Annotated in this window: 20 protein-coding genes and 1 pseudogene; 18 read left to right on the top strand and 3 right to left on the bottom strand. The window is 58.6% G+C overall.

Annotated elements, in window-relative coordinates; genetic code table 11:
• Positions 1-34: 34 nt before the first annotated feature.
• The 3 genes from C6558_RS24370 to C6558_RS24360 form a co-directional block, all read right to left on the bottom strand.
• Positions 35-592 (bottom strand): PDDEXK nuclease domain-containing protein, encoded by a 558-nt coding sequence (locus tag C6558_RS24370; RefSeq protein WP_245449210.1) that lies wholly within the window; start codon positions 590-592, stop codon positions 35-37.
• Positions 593-1000: 408 nt separating this feature from the next.
• Complete coding sequence (gene ribA / locus C6558_RS40960; protein WP_256371981.1) at positions 1001-1879, bottom strand: GTP cyclohydrolase II RibA; 879 nt, start codon at positions 1877-1879, stop codon at positions 1001-1003.
• A 344-nt stretch (positions 1880-2223) separates the two neighbouring features.
• On the bottom strand, positions 2224-2715 hold the full coding sequence (locus C6558_RS24360; RefSeq protein WP_158268957.1) for a winged helix DNA-binding protein: 492 nt from the start codon (positions 2713-2715) through the stop codon (positions 2224-2226).
• An 84-nt stretch (positions 2716-2799) separates the two neighbouring features.
• Here C6558_RS24360 and pyrC point away from each other — a divergent pair, with 84 nt between their 5' ends.
• The 18 genes and pseudogenes from pyrC (at position 2800) to C6558_RS24270 (ending at position 22312) form a co-directional block, all read left to right on the top strand.
• Positions 2800-3849: a dihydroorotase gene (gene pyrC / locus C6558_RS24355; protein ID WP_245449209.1), complete on the top strand. Its 1050-nt coding sequence runs from the start codon at positions 2800-2802 to the stop codon at positions 3847-3849.
• A 406-nt stretch (positions 3850-4255) separates the two neighbouring features.
• Positions 4256-5128, top strand: coding sequence for a branched-chain amino acid ABC transporter permease (locus tag C6558_RS24350; RefSeq protein ID WP_107027845.1), 873 nt, complete (start codon positions 4256-4258; stop codon positions 5126-5128).
• A complete protein-coding gene (locus C6558_RS24345; protein WP_107027844.1) occupies positions 5125-6159 on the top strand; it encodes a branched-chain amino acid ABC transporter permease in 1035 nt (344 codons plus the stop codon). The genes C6558_RS24350 and C6558_RS24345 overlap by 4 nt, the downstream gene beginning before the upstream one ends.
• Before the next feature lie 5 nt (positions 6160-6164).
• On the top strand, positions 6165-6959 hold the full coding sequence (locus C6558_RS24340) for an ABC transporter ATP-binding protein (RefSeq protein WP_107027843.1): 795 nt from the start codon (positions 6165-6167) through the stop codon (positions 6957-6959).
• Positions 6952-7668, top strand: a complete 717-nt coding sequence (locus C6558_RS24335; RefSeq protein WP_107027842.1) for an ABC transporter ATP-binding protein — start codon at positions 6952-6954, stop codon at positions 7666-7668. Before C6558_RS24340 ends, C6558_RS24335 begins: the two co-directional genes overlap by 8 nt.
• Before the next feature lie 154 nt (positions 7669-7822).
• A complete protein-coding gene (gene npdG / locus C6558_RS24330) occupies positions 7823-8488 on the top strand; it encodes an NADPH-dependent F420 reductase (protein WP_107027841.1) in 666 nt (221 codons plus the stop codon).
• A 5-nt stretch (positions 8489-8493) separates the two neighbouring features.
• On the top strand, positions 8494-9267 hold the full coding sequence (cofE, locus tag C6558_RS24325; protein ID WP_107027883.1) for a coenzyme F420-0:L-glutamate ligase: 774 nt from the start codon (positions 8494-8496) through the stop codon (positions 9265-9267).
• A complete protein-coding gene (cofD, locus tag C6558_RS24320; protein WP_107027840.1) occupies positions 9264-10259 on the top strand; it encodes a 2-phospho-L-lactate transferase in 996 nt (331 codons plus the stop codon). Before cofE ends, cofD begins: the two co-directional genes overlap by 4 nt.
• Positions 10256-10960: a 2-phospho-L-lactate guanylyltransferase gene (cofC, locus tag C6558_RS24315; protein WP_107027839.1), complete on the top strand. Its 705-nt coding sequence runs from the start codon at positions 10256-10258 to the stop codon at positions 10958-10960. The genes cofD and cofC overlap by 4 nt, the downstream gene beginning before the upstream one ends.
• Positions 10957-13383 (top strand): 5-amino-6-(D-ribitylamino)uracil--L-tyrosine 4-hydroxyphenyl transferase CofH, encoded by a 2427-nt coding sequence (gene cofH / locus C6558_RS24310; protein ID WP_107027838.1) that lies wholly within the window; start codon positions 10957-10959, stop codon positions 13381-13383. Before cofC ends, cofH begins: the two co-directional genes overlap by 4 nt.
• A 148-nt stretch (positions 13384-13531) precedes the next feature.
• On the top strand, positions 13532-15034 hold the full coding sequence (locus C6558_RS24305) for a pyridoxal-phosphate dependent enzyme (protein WP_107027882.1): 1503 nt from the start codon (positions 13532-13534) through the stop codon (positions 15032-15034).
• Between the two features lie 81 nt (positions 15035-15115).
• Positions 15116-16036, top strand: a complete 921-nt coding sequence (locus tag C6558_RS24300; protein ID WP_107027837.1) for a CoA transferase subunit A — start codon at positions 15116-15118, stop codon at positions 16034-16036.
• Positions 16029-16799, top strand: a complete 771-nt coding sequence (locus tag C6558_RS24295) for a CoA-transferase subunit beta (protein WP_107027836.1) — start codon at positions 16029-16031, stop codon at positions 16797-16799. The genes C6558_RS24300 and C6558_RS24295 overlap by 8 nt, the downstream gene beginning before the upstream one ends.
• Positions 16800-16818: 19 nt before the next feature.
• Positions 16819-17811, top strand: coding sequence for an LLM class flavin-dependent oxidoreductase (locus C6558_RS24290; RefSeq protein WP_107027835.1), 993 nt, complete (start codon positions 16819-16821; stop codon positions 17809-17811).
• Positions 17812-17886: 75 nt separating this feature from the next.
• Positions 17887-19170 (top strand): ArgE/DapE family deacylase, encoded by a 1284-nt coding sequence (locus C6558_RS24285; RefSeq protein ID WP_107027834.1) that lies wholly within the window; start codon positions 17887-17889, stop codon positions 19168-19170.
• A 213-nt stretch (positions 19171-19383) separates the two neighbouring features.
• Positions 19384-20522 (top strand): annotated as a pseudogene (locus C6558_RS24280) (Re/Si-specific NAD(P)(+) transhydrogenase subunit alpha).
• A 90-nt stretch (positions 20523-20612) separates the two neighbouring features.
• Positions 20613-20924 carry an NAD(P) transhydrogenase subunit alpha gene (locus C6558_RS24275; RefSeq protein WP_107027833.1) on the top strand — a complete coding sequence of 104 codons (312 nt, stop codon included), beginning with the start codon at positions 20613-20615 and terminating at the stop codon, positions 20922-20924.
• Positions 20921-22312, top strand: a complete 1392-nt coding sequence (locus C6558_RS24270) for an NAD(P)(+) transhydrogenase (Re/Si-specific) subunit beta (RefSeq protein ID WP_107027832.1) — start codon at positions 20921-20923, stop codon at positions 22310-22312. Before C6558_RS24275 ends, C6558_RS24270 begins: the two co-directional genes overlap by 4 nt.
• Positions 22313-22362 lie beyond the last annotated feature (50 nt).

The following is a 22362-nucleotide window of genomic DNA, read 5'->3' as shown; positions in this document are numbered from 1 at the left end:
AATCTTCGAAGTGACCAGCCGCGGGCGTTGCCAATCACGAGGGCTGGCGGTTGCGGATAGCTTGAAGCTCGGCGAGGAAGGCGGATGCAACCTCGGCCGCCTCAAATGCGTCGGTGGGAGCGACGTCCAGGCCATGCGCCGCTCTGTTCATCGCGTGAAGGGCGTCTTGCAATTGATCTGCGGATTGGGGCGCTAGCCCGAGGCGCTGGAGTTCGGTTAGCATCGGGCCGTTAGCGGCCGGTCGCTCACTTTCGGTATGCTCGGCCATCAACAATCGGATTTCATGCTCAATTTCTATACGGAGCTTCACCAGCGACATTAACGGGAACTCGCGCGCAAGCTCGGCTTCGGTTGGTAGCTCTGTTTGCAAAAGTTGGGGGAGGGCGGCGGATAGCCTATACTCCGCAACGCCCATCGGCTTTGTCGAATCTCGAAGAGCATATTCCACGATTACCTCATTCTTGCCCTTGCATAGAATGATGCCGATGCTCGGAGCATCCGATTCGTGTCGAAGCTGATCGTCTACCGCAGACCAAGCCGCTGATTTCCGCCAATTCACAAGACGACGCAGTTGATTGCAGAAACCAATCAACAGAAATTGCGCTGTTGGCGCGACGTCACCTGAACCACCTCTGATCCGAATGAACGATCGAGAAGACGATCGATCGGAGACTCTTCTTCATCGCACACCGCACGCACGACGTCCGCCAATGGATGGTGGATATAGGACGGGATGGCGAAACCGATCGCTCTAATCCTGCATAGAACACGCCGGCTCCATTCCGTATCTTCTGTCAGTCTCAAGGCTGTTTCGTCCAACGAGCAAGGCGGTGCGTTAAGTCGCTGTTCATGTGTGATCATGTTTTGGAATGGGCGCCAGACCTGCTCGAGGCTAAACCGGTCTAGGTCCGTTACCCTGTTTTTCATCCTTACTTGGTTCATTCGCCTGGAACCCTTCGATCCTGCGACTTACCAGTCGCACGTTTTGATAACGACCCGATCAACCTTTGCGATAATATTTTACTCTCGGTCCCGCATGAAATTCACCCGACGAAAGATATTCAGATGGAAAGGTATGACCGGCTCGTATTGCCTTCGTCGTTAGATACTTGGCGTTCTGGGCTTGAAACTTGCCAGTTATAGAAGTTGTCATTACGACTTGGATTCCGTAATTGGTGAGATATTCGACTTTTGCGGGATTATTCGTCAGGAGATTCACGCGTCGAATTCCCAGTGAACTCAACATTGCGACTGCCGCACCATAGCTACGTTCGTCTGGACCGAAGCCAAGCTCGGCATCGGCATCAATTGTGTCGAGACCTTCGCCTTGGCTGGCATAAGCGCGAAGCTTGGCTGCGATGCCTGTGCCGCGACCCTCCTGGTCAAGATAAAGCAGAACGCCTCCGCCAAGTTGGGCAAGTGTACGTAAGCTCTCATGGAGTTGATCGCCGCAATCGCATTTTAGTGATCCCAAGAGATCTCCAGTGATACACGACGAGTGAATTCGAACGGGCACTGTGCCTCCCATTCGCGGGGCGCCAACAATGATTGCGATTTGGTCACGTTGTGCCATGCCCCCCCGAAATACGATGAACTCGCATGCTCCCACCTCGCTTAGAGGAACGCTCGTACGAGCGATCTGGCTAAAACAGAGCGTAGCGGTGCTCCTGGCTTTCTCGAGATCATTGGCGCACAACGTTGCGCAGTCGCGGAATTCGAGAGCGTTTGCTTCGATGCTTGCAAAAATAATAGCCGGAAGGAGGAGGGATAGGTGGGCCAGGTCGGCGGCTATCGCCAAGTCAGGCGAAGCCGGGCGCCAATTTTCCGGGGGGCTGAACCGTGCAGCGTATGCAAGGCTCGAAATTCGATCGAGATCCATGTCGTCCAAGGGAATGGCTATACCGTGGCATTGATTTTTGAGCCCGAGAGAATCCGATCGAAATCTCGACAAGTACAACGCGGGTCGATCGGAGGCGGTGGCTCGAAAGCGTTCCAGTTCTAACGGCCCAATGGCATCGAGCGCGATAAATGCGATCGTGTGACTGTCGCTGTTCAACACAACAGGCCGTCCGAAACGTAGTTCTGATGCCGCTCGCTCGCACTGTGCAACAGGCGATCCCCAGACCGGCGTTCGTCGCGTGTCAGAGGATAATCCTCGCATTGAAATCGTCATCATTCACTCCATCATTCTATGATCCCTATGATAGAATGAATTACGAGTGTTTACAACAGCGCAGCGCTTCGAGCCGCTTGGGCGTAGAGACCCGAAAGAAGCCTAATAGCGTCCGCGGTCGCCGACAGGGGGGCGTCCGCCGGTAATACGCGATTCATCGAATTGGCCACGAGATCTCTCCAAAGCGCCAGGTAGTTCGAACAAACTTTTGCGCCCATGTCGGAAATCTGCAGCAATTTCCCGTGGGAGGTGCCCTCGGCCGACATCAATCCGGCGGAACAGAGCTTGCGAACTGCGTATGAGACCGAGTGCGTGTGCTCAAAGGAAAGAACCAGTCGTACATCCGCCAAGGCGGTACGTTTGGCGCGGCAAACCGCCAGCAAGATCAAGACCTCCGCCCCAGATAAGCTACCGCCGCCGGCTGCTCTGATGGCGGCGGTGACCCATCGATCGTGAGCCCACCGTGCTTTGGCGATCGCCAGTTCGACATCGGCCAACCCTACCGACAGCCGATCCACGTCGCATCTCGCTTCTCCGTCCATCGAGTGATTCCGTCGGTTGCCGCTAAACATTCTAAGATATATATGATGGAACAATCTAATCATAGTCTGAATTTGGAGGGGAAAGTGCCGACCACCATCTCGATCAAACGGCCCTTCGATGGGCATCTCCATTTGCGCGACGGTGACGTGCTTCGCGCGGTAATCGGCGAGACAAGCGCCGTCTTTGGCGGAGCGATCATCATGCCGAACTTGGTGCCGCCGGTCGTCACGAAGCTCGACGCGGAAAGCTATCGCGCCCGCATCGCCGCCGCCTTGCCGGGTGGCCACCGCTTTGAACCGTGCATGACCCTTTACCTGACGGAGATGACTGAGCCGGATGACGTCGAGAGAGCATATGCGAGCGGTCTGGTCCGGGCCGTAAAGCTCTATCCGGCGGGGGCGACGACAAATTCCCAGTCTGGGGTCCAGAGCATCGCCAATGTCATGCCGGTCCTCGAACGCATGGCGAAAATTGGCCTGCCGCTATGCGTCCATGGAGAAGTTAATTCGCCGGACGTGGATATATTTGATCGCGAGCTGGTCTTCGTGGAGACGGTCCTTGACCCCCTGCATCGGCGTCTTCCTGAGCTCAGGGTAACCATGGAGCATGTGACAACCGCCGAATGTGTCGACTATATCAGGGCCTCGGGCGCCAATCTTTCCGGATCGATCACGCCGCATCACCTCATCATCAATCGCAACGCTATTCTCGCCGGGGGCATCAAACCCCACTACTATTGTCTCCCTGTCCCCAAACGGGAGCGTCATCGACTCGCCTTGCGCGCCGCTGCGGTCTCGGGCGACCCAAGGTTCTTTCTGGGCACCGACTCGGCACCGCATACGGATTCGTCCAAGGAGTGCGCTTGCGGCTGTGCGGGGGTGTTTAACGCGACCAATGCGCTCAGCTGCCTAGCACAGGTTTTTGAGCAGGAGGGCGCACTCGATCGCCTCGAAGCCTTCGCTTCAATTTACGGCCCCGCCTGGTACGGCGTGCCGATCACTGCCGAAATGGTCACTCTCGTGCGCCAATCCGATCCAGTTTCATTTCCCTGCGAGATCCATACCGCGGCGGGTCCAATCAAGGTCTTTGATCCGCTGTTCCCATTGTATTGGGTGGTGGCTAGAAGGCCCTGACAACTCCCAACGCACACGACGGAGTTTGCCGTCCTCGGGTTGACGAGAGGTTGGCAACATCAGGGTTGCGCTATCTCAGTCAATATCGTATTATGTTTCTAACAATAGTATGATATTACCTATCTGAGCCGCCGAATGCTGTACGCTATCCAGACATGCCGCCGGCGCAAGCAAGAATGCCGGTCAGAGGACACCCCTTTGACGTGTGGGCATGGATTTCCGTCACGTTACCCGGAGGAACGCTATGAGTGATTGCGAATAGGCGTCGAGCTCCGGCCAGGTGGAGCACGACTACGCTAATCTGACGATTTAGGTCCTGTGGGAGACGTTTCCGATTCAGCGGCAGCGTTGCTTCGGCGTGTCTCAGCATTGGCCTGAGTCGGTACAAACAGGTGAGGAGACTGTCTTGGACCAACTACTACAACATCTCGTCAATACATTGATAATGGGCGGCACATATGCGCTGCTCGGTATCGGCCTTACGTTGATCTTCGGGATCATGAGGATCGTAAATTTCACGCACGGCGAGCTTTATACGTTCGGTGCGTATATGATGTATTTCTTCGCTACAGTCATAGGGATGAATTTCTTCGTTTCGATCGCCTTCGCGATCGCTGCGGGGATGGTCCTAGGCGCAATCATCGAATATACGCTCCTGCGTTCGAAACGCGGGGCCGACATCGACACAACGATGTTGATAATGATCGGCGCCTGGATCGTATTCCAGAACCTCGAGCAACTGACTTGGGGCGGAATTGCCAAGTCGATTCCGTCGCCGCTGCCTGAGACGCCACTGGTTCTCGGTCCGGTTTCGCTGTCATGGCTGCGCGCCATGGTGCTCATCGTCGCATTAGCTTTGATCGTCGCGACCTATGTGATCATCAACCGTACCAAACTCGGCAAGGCGATGCGGGCGACGTTCCAGGACAGCAGCACCGCCTCTCTGATGGGTGTCAACACCAGTGCGATCTATACGATGACCTTCGGTCTCGGCTCAGCCCTAGCTGCCGCCGCTGGAGCGCTGCTCGGGCCTGTCTTCGTGGTGACGCCAACCATGGGCGATCTGGCCTCGCTGAAGGCATTCGCAATTGTCATCCTCGGCGGCCTCGGTAACATCACGGGCGCCGCCATCGGCGGGTTCATCCTGGCGTTCGCAGAGGAGATCGGTGCCGGATACATTTCGTCGGGCTACCGCGACGCCATGGGCTTCGTAATCATCATGATTGTTCTTATTTTCAAACCTACGGGTCTTTTCGCCCGCACGGAGCGCGTCGGATGAACCGTTATCTTCCCTATCTCACCCTTGTTTTCTTCGCGTCGGTGCCGCTTTGGCTCCACAACCAGTACTACCTCCACACGCTTGTCGTGGCCGGGATATTCATGCTTGCGGCCATGAGCTTAAATCTGTTGCTCGGATATACAGGGCAGCTGAGCCTTGGCCACGTCGCGTTCTTCGGAATAGGCGCCTATGTCAGCGCGCTGACTTCACTTGGTTTCAGCGTATCGATCTTCGGATACCAAATCACCCACGACCCGTGGCCACCGGTGCTAGGGCTCGCTCTTGGTACAGTAATTGCGGGCCTGTGTGGTTACCTGATCGGCAAGCTCGCCTTTCGCGTGCGCGGCGCCTACTTCGTCATTGTTACCGTCAGCTTCGCTGAGGTCGTGCGGCTGGTGGCCCTGAACTGGGTCGAGCTTACCAACGGACCTCTAGCCTTGCCCGGTATCCCGCCGCTGACCTTGGGCTTCGAATGGACGGGTTATCTCACTCTCTGGAGCAAGTCGCAGAACTATTACGTTGTGCTCGCATTCCTCGCCATAGCCTATCTGATCATCAAGCGCCTGGTTCAATCACCCTTCGGCCGAGCAATGATCGCGCTGCGAGAAAACGAGACGTTGGCGGTCTCTGTGGGCATCAGCGTCACCAAGTATCTCGTACTTGGAGCCATCTTCTCCGGTGCCTTGGCGGGTTTGGCCGGCGGCCTCTATGCACACTACATCCAGATCATCGATCCTATGGTGTTCATGTTCCTCAACACGGTCACGATGGTGATCATGGTGATTACCGGCGGCAAGGGCACGCTCGCAGGCCCAGTCGTCGGGGGACTCATTTTCGGCATCGCGCCCGTAGTTCTGCGAGGTTACGTCGGCCCTGAGGTTCAGTGGATCCTCTACGGCCTGCTGATGATCCTTATTGTTTTCGTTCTTCCAGACGGCATCGTCCCGGCGATCGAGCGGTGGTTCAGCCGCGGCTCGAAAGCCGCAGAAAAGAACGGTTCCACCTTGGCCCTCCAGACCGAGAAAGGCTGACAGTGATGAGCGCCCAGACAACAACATCCGCCCCGATCCTCACCATCGAGCACGTGGCCGTGCATTTTGGTGGCCTTGTTGCCATCTCGGACATGAACTTCGAGGTTCACGAAGGGGAACTCGTGAGCCTTATAGGGCCGAACGGCGCGGGCAAGACCACGGCATTCAACGTGATCACCGGATTCCAGAAGCCAACCAAAGGCCACGTGACATTCCGTGGCACATCACTCAACGGTCTGAAACCGCATGAAGTCACCGGCCTGGGTCTGGTCAGGACGTTCCAGCGCACCAGCGTCTTCGATAAGATCTCGGTCTTCGACAATGTCCTGATCGGCTTGCACCGACGCACCGCAGCCAGTCTGTTCGGCACGCTCCTCTCACTACCGAAGGAGCGTCGCGCCGAAGAAGCGCTGCGCGAAGAAGCATGGGAAATCCTGCGGCTTGTCGGAATCGAGCATGAGGCGGACGAGCCCGGCGGAAGCTTGCCCTATGGCGATCAACGGCTCTTGGGGGTCGCCTTGGCCCTTGCTGCAGGTCCGTGTGCCCTGCTGCTCGACGAACCGGTTTCCGGCATGAACGCATCGGAAACGGCGCGCTTCATTGCGCTGCTCAATAAGCTGCGCGCTAGGGGAACGACAATTCTGCTGGTGGAGCATGACATGCCCATGGTCATGGGCATTTCGGATCGGATCGTCGTGCTGAACTACGGCCGCATTATTGCAAATGGTCCGCCATCGGCAATCCAGAGCGACCCCGACGTCATTAAGGCCTATCTCGGGGGAGGGGTAAAGCATGCTTGAGATCAAAAACCTCGTTTGCCGCTACGGTAAGGTTACAGCCCTAAAGGGCATTTCTTTAAAAGTGCCCGCAAACAAGCTTGTCGTGTTGGTCGGCGCCAATGGTGCGGGCAAGAGCACGACGCTTCGTGCCATCTCCGGGATCGTTCCTGCTGCAGGGGGCGAGATCTTCTTCGATGGTGAGAACATCACAGGAATGCCGGCGAGCCGTATTCTTGCGAGGGGGATCGCCCATTGTCCGGAAGGCCGCAAGGTATTCTCGGATATGACGGTTCTCGAGAATCTCGAGATGGGGTGTTATCTGCGTTCGGACTCCAAAGGTATTTCCAGCGACATTGACCACATTCTCGGCCTGTTCCCCCGGCTCGCGGAGCGGCGCAAACAGGTCGCTGGGACGCTTTCGGGTGGCGAGCAGCAGATGCTCGCGATTGGTCGGGCAATGATGTCGCGGCCAAGGTTGATCATGTTCGACGAACCCTCACTTGGCCTCGCGCCAAACATCGTCGAGCAAACGTTTTCGATCATTCAGGGCATCCGTGAAGCCGGAACGACCGTGCTGATGGTGGAGCAGAATGCGTTCGCCGCGCTCGATATGTGTGACTACGCCTACCTCCTTGAGGCGGGCACGATGGCCCTCGAGGGGCCTGGCGAGAAACTGATCAACGATCCGCATGTACGCGAGGCTTATCTCGGAGCGGGTATGCACGCTTGACGAGACGGGCGGTTTCCGCCCGTTTCTCACTTGATCTATCTTACTAATGATAGTACCTTTCGAGTATGGCGAGTCCGGCGGGGCTCTTCTCCGGAAACCCGGGCCAACATTCCCGCCGGTCATCGCCCCCACAACAAGGTGAGGCAGGAAAGACATGGCACAGACGTCGCAGCCGGTAATCGGTATTATTGGTGGAACTGGAGATCTTGGCTCGGGCCTGGCGCGAGCATGGGCGGCAGCCGGTTACAACGTCGTGATCGGATCACGCTCCCGTGAAAAGGCAGTCGCCGCAGCAGTCGAATTGGGGGCTAACGTCATCGGCGAGGACAACGTCGGAGCCGCCCGGATCTCCGATATCGTTATCCTGGCCGTCCCATTCGCCAATCACGACGCATCTCTGGAAGAGATCAAGCACGTGGTTCAGGGCAAGATCGTCGTCGATGCGGCTGTGCCTCTCGTGCCGCCGAAAGTCTCGGTCGTCCAACTTCCCGGCGAAGGCTCCGCAGCTCAGATCGCTCAGCGCATCCTCGGTGATGGCGTGCGGGTCGTTTCGGCCTTCCACAATGTAGGAGCTGCAAAGCTTCACAAGGGCGGGCGCGCAGACTGCGATGTTCTGGTGTTCAGTGACGACAAGGAGGCCCGAAATCAAGTGATCGAACTAGCGGCCGCCGTGGCCAATCGTGGGGTCGCGGGCGGCTCGCTCGCCAACTCCGCGGCGGGGGAGGCCCTCACTTCTGTGCTGATCTGGATCAATCGCCAGTACAAGGTTCTCGGCGCCGGCATCAGCATCACCGGCCTTGAGGAAGCCGTGCAGGCCTGATGCAAATGCAGTTGGTCTCGCCCGTCTCCTTCTACGCCCTGTCTGGGCTTCCGCTCATCGAGCCGGGCGACGACCTTGCCGCCCTGATCAGCCACAGTTTGCGTGACAACGAGCTAGAGTTGGCGGATGGCGACGTTCTCGTGTTGGCGCAGAAGATTGTCTCAAAGGCGGAGGGCCGCTACGTCAACCTGGACGATGTCAATCCTTCAGAGCAAGCCCATGCGCTTGGCGCAAAGGTTCGCAAGGATCCTCGCCACGTGGAGGTCGTGCTCTCCGAATCCGACGAAATCGTGAAGGTCGGTCCGAATGTCATTGTTGCCGCGCACAGGCTCGGCTTCGTGATGGCCAATGCCGGTATCGATGAATCCAACATCAGCCACGGTGACGGCGGCGGACGCGTATTGCTGCTGCCGCTCGACCCGGACGGTTCTGCAGCCGAGCTGAAGGGCCGCCTTGAAGCGAAGTTCGGTGTTTCCATTGGGGTCATCATCAACGACAGCTTCGGCAGACCGTGGCGGAATGGTGTCGTGGGAGTCGCCCTCGGGGCCGCCGGCGTCCCGGCAATTGTAGACAGGGTCGGCGCAAGCGATCTCTTCGGCCGCACGTTGAAAGTGACGGAGATCGCTGTCGCAGACGAGCTGGCTGCTGCCGCATCCCTGATCATGGGACAGGCCGCGGAAGGCGTCCCCGCTGTTCTAGTGCGCGGCTTCAGATCGTGTGCGCCAGACCGTCCAGCAGCAGCGCTGATCCGCGATCGAGAGAGAGACATGTTCCGATGACCGCTACTGAGAAAGCCGATCGCAAAAAGACCCGCATCGTCGCCCTGTGCGGCGGTGTTGGAGGGGCGAAGCTTGCACTTGGCCTTTCGCGCTTGCTTGGCAGCGATCTGACAGTGATCGTCAACACCGGCGATGATTTCGAGCATCTGGGGTTGCAGATCTCGCCGGACCTCGACACTGTCCTTTACACCTTGTCCGGACTAGCCAACAGGGAGCTTGGCTGGGGGCGCGCCGACGAAAGCTGGAACTTCATGGAAGTTCTGCGGGATCTCGGTTCGGAGACGTGGTTCCAGTTGGGCGACCGCGACCTCGCCCTACATGTTCAGCGGACGCATCAGTTGAAGTCCGGCAGGTCGTTAACGAGCTTCATGGCCGAGGTCGCCAACAGCTTCGGGATTGCCGCCCAGATCCTGCCAATGACCGACGATACGATGCGCACGACAGTGGTCACCACAGATGGTGTCATGCCGTTCCAGCGCTATTTCGTCGAACGTCGCTGCGCTCCAGTCGTTGAAAAGATCGTCTTCGACGGAGCATCAGGAACCAAGCCTACGGCGCAAGTCACGGCGGCACTGAACGATCCACGCCTCCGGGCGGTCGTCATCTGTCCGTCCAACCCGTTTCTCAGCATAGATCCGATCCTTTCCGTGCCAGGACTTCGACGCCTGATCGAGGTGGCCGGTGTCCCGGTGGTGGCGGTATCGCCCATCATCGGCGGGAAGGCGGTCAAGGGGCCGACCGACAAGATCATGGCAGAGCTCGGGGTGCCAACCACCTCGCGAGCAATCGTCGAGCGCTATGGCGGACTTCTGGACGGATTGGTGGTCGACGTCGCTGATGGCGACGAGGTCGCAAATCTCTCAATCGAGACACACATTGTCCCGACGTTGATGAAAACCGAAGCCGACCGGGACGGCTTGGCTCGCTCAGTGCTCGACTTTGTGGATCGCCTATCTATGGCCACCGGATCGAGAGAGGTGGGGTGTCGATGAGAGACACGGCGAACCTATCGGGCGTGTGGGCTGTTGTGCCGGTCAAGCGCTTCGATCGCGCAAAGTCACGGCTGGCGAACCTCCTGGATTCGGCGGAGCGGGAGGAACTGGCTTGGGCCATGTTCCGCGATGTGCTTGATACGCTTGGCAATGTGCCAGGACTGAGTGGGATTCTTGTTGTAACGAACGATCCTAGAGCCGCGAATTTTGCCCGCGCGCACGGGGCCATCACGCTACCAGACCCCCGAGATGAGGGAACAAGCCCGGCAGTCACATGTGCTCTTACCTGGCTGAGGAAGCACAGCGCTCATGGAGCCGTAGTGGTGCCTGGTGACGTTCCCTTTACCGAACCCGTCGAGATCGTTTCCGTCCTCGATAAGCTTCGGACAGGTTCAGTCGTCCTCGTGCCGGCAGTCCGCGATGGTGGCACGAACATCCTTGCGATGGCTCCGCCGGGGGTAATTCAGGTCGCCTATGGACAAAACAGCTTCGTCCGCCACCTGGCGGTGGCCCGTGAAGCCGGCGTAGAGGCGCATGTGCTTCATCTCGACGGGGCCGGCCATGACATCGACGTCTCATCCGACCTGTTCGTCGACGGGGGGCAAAGCCCGGCTGTGCGAACGCGCGCCCACCTAAGGCAAATGGCTCGGATAAATTCAACACCGACAACGCGGTTATGCAAGGAGATATCGCAACCATGAGCCAGAAAGCGCTACTTGGAACGCTCAGACTTGACCATAGGTTGAGCCGGGAGGAGGCCGTGGGCCTCGCTGGTCTTGCGGATATCACGCCGCTATTGGATGCAGCCGCGCGCAGGCGCGACGCTGCTCACGGCGCCATCGTCTCCTATTCGCGCAAGGTCTTCATTCCGCTGACGCAGCTTTGCCGGGACGTCTGCCACTACTGCACCTTCGCACATCCGCCGCGTAAGGGTGAAAAGGCATTCCTCACGCGTGAGGAGGTGCTGGCGATCGCCGAGGCGGGAAGAAAAGCGGGCTGCAAGGAGGCACTCTTCACTCTCGGTGACAAACCGGAACTCCGCTATCGCATCGCCCGCGACGAGTTGCGAGCGCTAGGCCACGAAACCACGCTATCCTACCTCGCGGAAGTAGCGGATCTCGTGCTGCGAGAAACGGGATTGTTGCCGCACGTCAATCCGGGACTTCTGACGGACGAGGACTTTCGAGCATTGCGGCCCGTCTCTATCTCGCAAGGCATTATGCTGGAAAGCATTTCCGAGCGCCTCTGCGCCAGGGGCGGCGCGCATCATGGCTCTCCTGATAAGGTGCCGTCCGCGCGCCTCAATACGATCCGCCGGGCAGGGGAACACGCCGTTCCATTCACCTCCGGTATCCTAATCGGCATCGGTGAAACACGCGAGGAGCGTATCGACTCCCTGCTTGCGTTGCGCGAGCTCAACGACGCCCATGGGCACATTCAGGAGATCATAGTTCAGAACTTTCGCCCCAAGCCTGGCACGCGGATGGCGAATGTGGCCGCCCCGTCGATTGACGACCATCTCTGGACCATCGCGATCGCGCGGCTAATATTCGATCCCGAAATGAATATTCAGGCGCCGCCGAACCTCAGCCCGGATGCGCTCAAGCAACTGGTTGACGCGGGTATTAACGACTGGGGTGGCGTCTCGCCGGTCACGCCGGACCATGTCAATCCGGAAGCTCCCTGGCCGCACCTGAAGGAGCTCGCTGCAGCGACCAAAGCTGCGGGAAAAGACCTGACGGAGCGGCTGGCTGTTTATCCGGCATATGCCCGCCACCCGCTTCGCTGGATAGACGAGAAAGCACGCACCCCGCTATACGATCTTGTCGATGCTGACGGTTGGCCACGCACTGATCGTTGGTGTCCGGGTCGTGCGGATCCGCTGCCAGCCTCTGACGTTGATTTGGTGAAAGGTCACTCCCCCGCTCCCGGCACCACCCAGGTGCGGCCGATCCTGGAAAATGCGCTCGGCGGAAAACTGCTGACCGAGCTGGATATTGTTAGGCTCTTTCGAGCGCGCGGGGATGAATTCACCGCAGTATGCCGCGCAGCAGACGAACTTCGTCGAAGCGTGAACGGCGACGTCGTGAGCTACGTAGTCACACGCAACATCAACTATACGAACATCTGCTACTTCAAATGTCAGTTCTGCGCCTTTTCCAAAGGTAAACTCAGCGAAAATTTGCGCGGCAAACCCTACGATATCAGCATGGATGAGGTGGCACGGCGGGTTCGAGAAGCCTGGGACCGCGGCGCTTCCGAGGTCTGCATGCAGGGGGGCATCCATCCCTCCTACACCGGGCAGAAATATCTCGAAATCTGTGCAGCCGTGAAAGCGGCCGTGCCAGACATGCATCTGCATGCCTTCTCTCCTCTCGAGGTTTGGCAGGGCGCGCGGACGCTCGGCATCTCCGTTGAAGAGTTTCTAGCGGATCTGAAGTCAGCGGGTCTTAAAACCTTGCCTGGAACGGCGGCGGAGATTCTGGACGATGAGGTGCGGGCGTTACTGTGCGCTGACAAAATCAACACCGACGAATGGCTGGAGGTTATGCGCACCGCTCATGGCTTGGGCTTTCGCTCGACCGCGACCATCATGTTCGGTCATATCGACCGCTATGAGCATTGGGCGCGGCACCTGATCCGTGTTCGTAATCTGCAGATGGAAACGGGCGGCTTCACCGAATTCGTTCCGCTACCATTCGTGCATATGGAGGCGCCTATTTACTTGAAGGGCAGATCGCGACCAGGTCCGACGTTTCGGGAGTCGATTTTGATGCATGCGGTTTCGCGTCTGGCATTGCATCCTCACATCACCAATATCCAGGCTTCTTGGGTGAAATTGGGTCCGGACGGGGTACGGCGGTGCCTAGATGCGGGTGTCAACGACCTCGGTGGAACCCTGATGGATGAGAGCATTTCGCGTTCGGCTGGTGCGAGCCATGGGCAGGAAATGACGCCGCAGAGAATGGAGGAGATCATACGGTCCTCCGGCAGACTGCCGCGCCAGCGCAATACACTCTACGGCAACGCATGCGCCGAGCTACGCGAACGGTCCTTTGCCGCTGTCCCAAAACCCCAGCCGGGAAATCTTGCCGTAACGCTGCAGTCTGCGAGCGCCGACTGACCAATCCCGTCTGAGCACAGCCATGCAGGGAAAAAGTCTTTCTATCATGTAGACATCCTATAAATAGAATGATAGGTTCTATTTATAGGAAGATAGATTGACTTTCCGCCCGGCGGGTTAGCGGAACAGAAAGATGGAGTGCTCGGAAATGGCTCACGCTGCAGCGGATTTGGTCGCGAAGGGCGAGGTATTGGATGGTCGCACGCGCTCCGCCGCAATCGACCGAGCGCGCCAGGTCGGCGTCATCCTTCCGACATTTGCCGAGTTGGCGGGCGAAAGCTGGACGCCTGCTGCCGTCGCGCAGAAGGTTGCTTCGGTCGACCCAGACCAGAAGGACGCATCCAATCTGTGGCGGGTGAATTGGTTCAATGCTCCGAACCGCCGCACGCGGATCGAGGTTCCGGACCACCTTATCATTCCACCGGCGCTGAGCGGAGTAGAAGCACCGATCGTGGTTCTGCTTGGGTCTCGGTTCCCGATGATCGGCGCTCATAAAGTCTTACCTGCCTATGCCGGACTGGTGAGCCTGTTGGTGACGGGTCAGTTCGATCCGGGACGCCATCGCGCCATCTGGCCTTCGACCGGCAATTACTGCCGTGGCGGGGTCGCAATCTCGCGCATTCTCGGTTGCGACGGCGTTGCGGTGCTACCGAAAGGCATGAGCCGCGAACGGTACCAATGGCTCGAGAACTGGGTCGCCGATCCCTCCCACATCGTGCGCACCGTGGGAACGGAAAGCAACGTGAAGGAAATCTACGACAAGTGCCACGAACTTGCGGCGAGTGACGACAACGTCATTCTCAACCAGTTTTCCGCGTTCTCGAACTATATGGTTCACCACGCCTGCACGGGCTCCGCTTGTGACCGAGTCTTCTCCGAACTTAGGGGTGCCCGTGGCAACGCACGCCTCGCCGCGTTCGTTTCGGCAACCGGATCGGCCGGCACGATCGCAGCTGGTGACTACCTGAAGACACTTCACGGTACTCGCATTGTTGCGGTCGAGGCGCTGGAATGCCCCACCATGCTCGAGAATGGCTATGGCGAGCACAACATCCAGGGGATCGGCGACAAGCACATTCCACTCATTCACAACGTGATGAACACAGACGTCGTCGTCGCAGTCTCGGACCACGTCACCGATCGGTTGAACTTGCTCTTCAACTCGAAGGTCGGCCGAGAGTCCATCTCGCGCCAGGGCGGCCTCCCGCCCGAAGCCGTCGATGCCTTTTCGGAAGTCGGCCTTTCGGGGTTCGCCAACATCGTAGCGGCCATCAAGCTCGCACGTCACATGAAGTATGGCCCGGATGATGTCATCGTGACGATCGCGACCGACAGTGCGCGCATGTACGCGACAGAGGCAGTTGGCGCGCAGCAGAGGTTTTTCCCTGAGGGCTTCACTGCTACCGACGCCGATCGTGTGTTTTCGTCGTGTCTCTCCGAACTCGTCGGCACCCAGCTTCTTGAACTCGGCGACGCCGAGCGGCGTCGCATTTTCAACCTCGGCTACTACACCTGGGTCGAGCAACAAGGCGTCTCGATCGACGATTTTGACGCCCGCAGAGAGCAAGCGTTCTGGCGAGACATAGCCCACTCGGTCCCGGTCTGGGACCGGTTAATCACCGAATTCAACGGGGAAGTCGGTCTGAACTAACAGCAGTCGGTATGCCGCCGACGAAAGGAGGAACTTGTGCTTGAAGCCCAGTTAGAGCCGTACACCCGGCTCAGGGAGAACATGTCGAAGCGCGACAGAAGCTTGCGTGAAAAAGTGGTGTCGCTCGAGGAGGCGGCGTCGTTTGTGCAGGATGGCATGAAGGTTGGCATCGGGGGCTCTACGATGTCGCGCACGCCGATGGCGTTGATTTGGGAAGTGATCCGTCAACGCCGCAAAAACCTGTCCTGCTCGCGCTGTATAGTTTCAACCGACGGCGACCTCTTGTTCGGGTCGGGTGTATCCGATCACATCATCACAAGCTGGTTCGCACAGGGCATCCTCTGGGGACTCTCCAAGGTCATGCGTCATCACGTTGAGACGCAGGGGAAGAACTACGAGGAATGGAGCCACATGGGCGTAGGAATGCGCTTCCGCGCGGGTGGCATGGGTGTGCCATTCCTGCCGATGCGCGCCATGCTCGGCTCCGATGTCATGAAGCAGCGGCCCGAGGCAAAACCTGTTAACTGCCCCTTCACCGGCGAAAAGCTCCTCCTCGTGCCAGCTCTCAATCCCGATGTCACGCTTATCCACGTTCAGCGCTGCGACGCCTATGGCAATGCTCAGATCGATGGTCTGCAGTTCATGGATATCGATCTGGCATTGGCCGCCAATCGCGTGATTTTGACGACAGAGCGCATCGTCTCGAACGATCAAATCCGGCGGGCTCCCGACCACACGAAGATTCCTTTCTTCTGTGTCGATGCCGTTGTCGAAGTGCCCTACGGCTCAGCGCCGCACGAGTGTTTTGGCCTCTACGAACCGATGATCAAGCACATGGAGGCCTATGTGGCGCAGGTCAATGCCGACCCCGTCAACGGCATGCGCGAGTACCTCGAACGCTACTTCTACGAGCCGAAATCCTGGAACGAATACCTCGCCTTGATCGGTATGGAAGAGCTTCTCGATGCAAGCCAGAGAGGTCGGAGTATCTACAATGACTGACGCGCAACGCTATACCGCAACAGAAATTCTCGCGATTTTGAGCTCGCGCGAGCTGCGCGATGGGCAGGTTGTCTTCGCAGGCGTGGGGATCCCTCTTCTCGCCGCGACGCTGGCCCAACGGCTTCGCTGCCCCGGCTTGACGATCCTGTTCGAAGGAGGCGTCGTCGGCGCGTTTGTTGAACCAGGCAAGCTGCCCCCGTCCACCAACGACCAGCGGTGCACCAAACGGGCGAACATGGTTCTCGGCAGCGCTGACGTGCTGCTGCTTCTCCAACGCGGCTACGTCGACGTCGGCTTCATGGGCGGAGCCCAGATCGACAAATTCGGCAATCTCAACTCGTCATTCATTGGCGATCCGGCGGCGCCCAAGACCCGCTTGCCGGGCACAGGTGGCGGCAACGACATTTCTAGCCTCACCAACATGATCGTTGCGATGAAGCACGAAAAACGCAGGTTCGTCGAAAAGGTAGATTTCATTACAAGCCCGGGCTTCATTCGCGGCGACAGCAGCCGCGCCGAAAGCGGACTGCCGGCGGGCGGAATGTTCAGAGTAATCACCGAGCTTGCGGTGTTCGGCTTCGACGACAAGACCCGCCACATGAAGGTCCTCGCGCTCAACCCGGGCGTGACCCGCGAAGAAGTGCAGGACAACACCGGCTTCAAGCTCGACTTCGATGAGAAGATCGCGCTGACCGAACCCCCAACCGACAACGAACTCCAAACCCTGCGGTTGCTCGATCCCGAGCGGCTGTTCACTGCCTAAACCATCTCGGAGGAGACGAATGACAACTGCAATTTCCAACACGTTCGGCGTTGCCGCGCGCAATTTCACCGCCTATCCGGAAATGCCGAATGCCCGCGCGCTCGTAGATTATGGCGTCCGCATCGAAGAGCTCGGCTTCGATTCTCTCTGGGTTTGGGATCATATGTTGCTCGGCGTCGAGCCGAATTTCCCGATCATCGATTCGTTGACTGTGCTGACGGGCGTCGCCGCTCGAACGAAACGCATCAAACTCGGTACCGGGATCCTGGTTCTTCCGCTGCGCAACCCAGTCGCTCTCGCCAAGCAACTGTCGAGCATGGATCAGCTGTCAGAAGGGCGTCTGCTCATGGGCATGGCCGGCGGCTGGTATAAGCGCGAGTTCGACGCCATGGGGCTGCCGTTCAACAAGCGCGGCAAGATCATGGACCAGAACCTTGACGTCATGCGTCGCCTTTGGACGGAGGATCTGGTCACCGGGCAATATACGGTGGCCGACAAGGAGTCAGGCGATTTCCAGATTGAGTACAATCTTTCAAAGGCAGTGATGTACCCGAAGCCCGCCCAGACGCGGCTGCCAATCCTGATTGGCGGATACGCCGATGCCGCATTGAAGCGCGCCGGGGTCGGCGGTGATGGCTGGCTGACATATTTCTATCGTGCGCAGGACTTCAAGAAGTCTTGGGATAAAGTTCTCGGTTTTGCCAAGGAGGCCGGAAAGGATCCGGGCACGATGATGAACGCCTCGCAGCTACCCATAATGATTGGCCCGTCTAAAGCCGCCGTTCACGACGACATGATGGACTGGTTGAACAAAGAGTGGGACTTCCCGGAACACAGCGACTGTACCCGCGAAAGCGCAATCATGGGTTCCGTCGACGAATGTGTCGAGCAACTACGTGAACACCTCGACGCGGGCGTCCAGAAGATCATTTTCGTGCCTTACAAGTACCAAACGGAGCAGATCGAGACGATTGCGCGCGAGATCGTGCCGCGCCTCAGGGCTGGCCGGTAAACAAACCTCCGAGACAAGCAGACGCTACCCGACAGCGGGTAGCGGAACCGTCCAATCAACGCGGAATTAAAGTCAATGACCGATCCGAACCGTCAGAGAATTCTCGAAAAGATCGACGCCTCGCGCGACCACGCCATCCAGTTCTTGCAGGACATGGTAGCAATCCCAAGCGTCACAGGCGACGAAGTCGCCATTCAGAACTTCATGAACAACTACCTGACCGGTATCGGTCTCGACGTCGATATGTGGGAGACCGACTGGGACGACCTCAAGAAGCATCCTGGCTATCGCCCTGTTTCGCGCGGCTACGAGGGCAGGCCGAATATCGTTGCGACCCTCAAGGGAACCGGCGGCGGGCGCTCTCTGCTTTTGAACGGCCACACCGATGTCATCCCGGTTGGTAATGGCGAAGGCTGGAGCGACAATCCTTGGTCGGCCAAGATCGAGAACGGCCGGATCTATGGCCGCGGCTCTTGCGACATGAAGAGCGGCGTCGCGAGCCACGTTCTCGCCGTCCAATATCTTAAAGACCTCGGACTGACGCCGAAAGGCGATGTCTTAATCAACATCGTCATCGATGAAGAAGTCAGCGGTCACGGCACGCTCGATACGGTTATCCGCGGCTATAAGGCGGACGCCGGCATTTCGGGGGAAACCAGCGACCTGCACGTTCAGCCGGCCTGCATCGGACGTATCTGGTTCGAAATTGAAATTCAGGGCAAGCCAGCCGGCATTCAGCAGCGCTATCTCGGCGTCAGCGGCATTGCGCTCGGCCAGAAGATCGTACAAGCCGTTCAGGAGCTTGAAGATCACCGCGTTGCGACCGTCAAGCATCCTCTCTATCCAAGCGCGATCGACTCGCTGCCGTGCATCATTGGTAGCTTCCAGGCAGGCAACTACCCAAGCGCATTCCCCGCCTCGGCGTTGCTCAAGGGGTCGATCGGTACTTTGCCCGGCGAAGACCATGAGGGCGTCAAGCAGAGCCTGGTCAAGAAAATCGCTGAATGCGCCGCCGAGGACCCGTGGATGAGAGATCACCCACCGATCGTCCGCTTCGTCGGCTATGACGCAGAAGCGGCCGAGATTCCACGCGACCATGCGATCGTCAACACCGTCGGGAATGTCTACACGGAGCTCACCGGCAAGGAGCCGACCATCAGCGGTCGTCAAGGAGCTGCCGATACCCGCTTCCTCAATAGTTATGGCGAGACACCGACGGTCATCTTCGGCCCCGGCTCGACAGCGATCATGCACGCCAATGACGAATACGTGTCGATCGACGATTACATCACGTCCATCAAGGTCATGGCGCTCAGTATCTACGACTGGTGCAACGGAGCTCCTCTGCAGCGGGCCTAGGGTGCGCACCGCAACAGCTTCTTTCGCAGAAGGGCGTCGGCTTTCCGGCGCCTTTTTTGTTGCGCTGACTAGCTTCGAAGCAATTCGATAATTGATTCTATCTTACTATAAATAGATTGACTTAAAGATAGGCTCACGCCAGAGTGAGTTGACGATGAGGAGCACCAGGCGTCCGCCGCTCCCACCGCAGGTTCAACCAAGGAGATGAGAGTCATGCACATTGCGGTTTTGTCCGAAACAATGACCGACACGCGGGTGGCGATCACACCTGAAACCGTTCGAAAATACGAGGCGCTCGGGGGCAAGGTTCACATTCAAGGGGGGCGGGGAATCGTGCCGGCATCTCCGACCAGGAGTTCGAACAGGCCGGTGCCCGCGTGGTTTCCGATGCATTCTCGGCCGTCAGAGATGCCGACATCGTACTTGCCGTCGGCAGACCCAACGAGGCGGTGATCCGCGCGTGCAAGCCGGGAGCCTCGATTTTTGCAACGATGGATCCGCATCGGGCGAACGGAGCCCTTGACGTGCTGGCGAACGCCGGTGTCAACGCCTTTGCCATGGAACTCATGCCGCGCATCACGCGCGCGCAATCCATGGATGTGCTGTCGAGCCAGGCCAACCTGGCTGGCTATCGCGCGGTTATCGACGCGACTGCCGAATTTCCCCGACTGCTGCCAATGATGATGACGGCCGCGGGCACGGTCCCAGCCGCGCAAGTCTTCGTCATGGGTGCCGGCGTCGCCGGACTGCAGGCGATCGCAACTGCCCGCCGCCTGGGTGCCGTAGTTTCGGCGACCGATGTTCGTCCCGCGACAAAAGAGCAGGTCGCCTCGCTCGGCGCGAAATTCATCGCGGTCGAAGACGAAGAGTTTAAGGCCGCGGAGTCCGCCGGCGGCTACGCCAAGGAAATGTCGAAGGAATATCAGACCAAGCAGGTCGAACTCGTCGCCGCCCATATCGTCAAGCAGGACATCGTTATAACGACAGCTTTGATCCCGGGACGACCCGCGCCACGGCTTGTCACCAGGGCGATGCTGGACGCGATGCGAGCAGGTTCCGTGCTGGTCGATCTTGCTGTTGAGAATGGCGGCAATATCGAAGGCTCGCAGGCCGGCGAGGTTGTGACGACCAGCCGTGGCGTCAAGATCCTCGGCAACTCCAACATCTCGAAGGTGGGCACGACGGCGTCCAGCCTCTACGCCCGAAATCTCTTTAGCTTCGTGTCCACCATGATCGACCGCGACAAATCGGCGCTCGCGATCAACTGGGAGGACGAACTCGTCGTGAGCACCAACCTGACGCGGGATGGCGTCATCGTCCATCCTGCTTTCAAGGGTGCCAATGCCAACTGATCCGGTGTCTGGCCGATGCCGCCGGACTGTGACTCACATTCTCGCGCCGCAAAGCGTCAACAGCGGTGCTCAACAATTTGGAGACTGGTCATGACGTCGACTGCCGTCATTCAACTTTTCGTTTTTCTTCTCGCGGGGTTTGTCGGCTTTCAGACCATCAGCCGTATTCCGCCATTGCTGCACACCCCCCTGATGGCGGCAACGAATGCCATTTCGGGCATCTCGCTGGTAGCGTCCCTGGTTCTTGCGGGAGCCGATCAGAGCCTGCTCAGCACTGTGCTTGGCACTGTCGCGGCCGGCTGCGCCACCGCCAATATCGTTGGTGGCTTCCTGATCACAGACCGCATGCTCGCCATGTTCAAGCCGGCCAAGGTCGAAAGCAAGGGAACGCAAAATCAATGATCCCGACCCTCATCCAACTGGCCTATTTGTTCGCCTCTGCCCTGTTCCTTCTCGCGCTTCGTTCGCTTGGGCAGCCGTCAACTGCGCGCCGCGGCATGCAAATGGCTGCCTTTGGCATGCTCATCGCGGTCTGCGCGACGCTACTGGATCAGCGTATCGTTAGCTATGAGTGGCTGGCGGTGGGCGTTATCGTTGGCGGCGTTGTCGGCTATCCAATGGGCATGTGGGTTCCGATGACCGCCATGCCGCAACGTATTGCCTTCAGCCACGCATTCGGCGCCCTTGCTGCGACACTTGTCGGTGTTGGCGAATATCTGCACGGACTGCACGAGCACACTCTGACTCATGGCCAGACGGTCGCGCTTGGTTTCGAGGTCTTCCTCGGCTCGCTGACCGTGACCGGCAGCCTGATGGCTTTCGGCAAGTTGCAAGAGCTATTGCCAGGGGGCCCGATAACCTTCGGTGGGCAGAACGTCTTCAACCTCTCGCTCTTTGCGGGCGGCGTCGTCTGCCTTCTCTGGCTGGTTGTCGATCCTTACAGCGCGCCCTTTTTCATTGCTATTGGGGTCATTGGCCTGCTCTTGGGCGTCCTGTTGGTTGTCCCGATTGGCGGTGCCGATATGCCGGTGGTCGTATCGCTGCTCAACTCCTATGCCGGTCTGGCGGCCGTCGCCACTGGCTTTGCGCTCGACAACAACATCCTGATCGTGGTTGGTGCGCTTGACGGGGCCAGCGGCTTTATCCTGTCTGTCGCCATGAGCAAGGCGATGAACCGCTCCTTCTCCAACGTCCTCTTCGGCGCTTTTGGCGCGGAGAAGGGAGACAACGGAGGCCCCGCCGCTGGCGGCGCCGTGGGCGAAATGGTGGCGATCAACGCCGATGACGCGGCGCTCAGGCTTGCATTCGCGCAGCGTGTGATCATCGTTCCCGGCTACGGACTCGCCGTTGCGCAAGCGCAGCACCAGGTCCGCGAACTCGTTGACCTGATGGAAAAGCGAGGTGTTGACGTCAGGTTTGCAATCCATCCGGTCGCAGGCCGCATGCCTGGGCATATGAACGTGCTTCTCGCCGAGGCCGGCATTTCCTACGACAAGCTGGTTGACATGGAAGACATCAACGAGCGCTTCTCCGACGCTGACGTTGCTCTGGTAGTTGGCGCGAACGACGTCGTGAACCCGGCAGCACGCACCAACAAGAGCTCTCCGATCTACGGCATGCCCATACTCAACGTCCAGGACGCCAAGAGCATCATCGTGCTGAAACGAGGCCGTGGAAAAGGCTTCTCGGGCGTTGAGAACGATCTCTTCGTCTCGCCGAAGACCAACATGCTCTTCGGCGACGCAAAACAATCGATCATGCAACTTGGTGCCGAGGTCAAGCTGGCCTGATGGTCTTGAGTGCAGCATACGGTCCCATTCATACGTTTTTGAAATAAGGT

The sequence above is a fragment of the Ensifer sp. NM-2 genome (assembly GCF_003024455.1).
GTDB lineage: Bacteria > Pseudomonadota > Alphaproteobacteria > Rhizobiales > Rhizobiaceae > Ensifer > Ensifer canadensis.
This window is presented reverse-complemented; position numbering and strand designations above follow the sequence as displayed.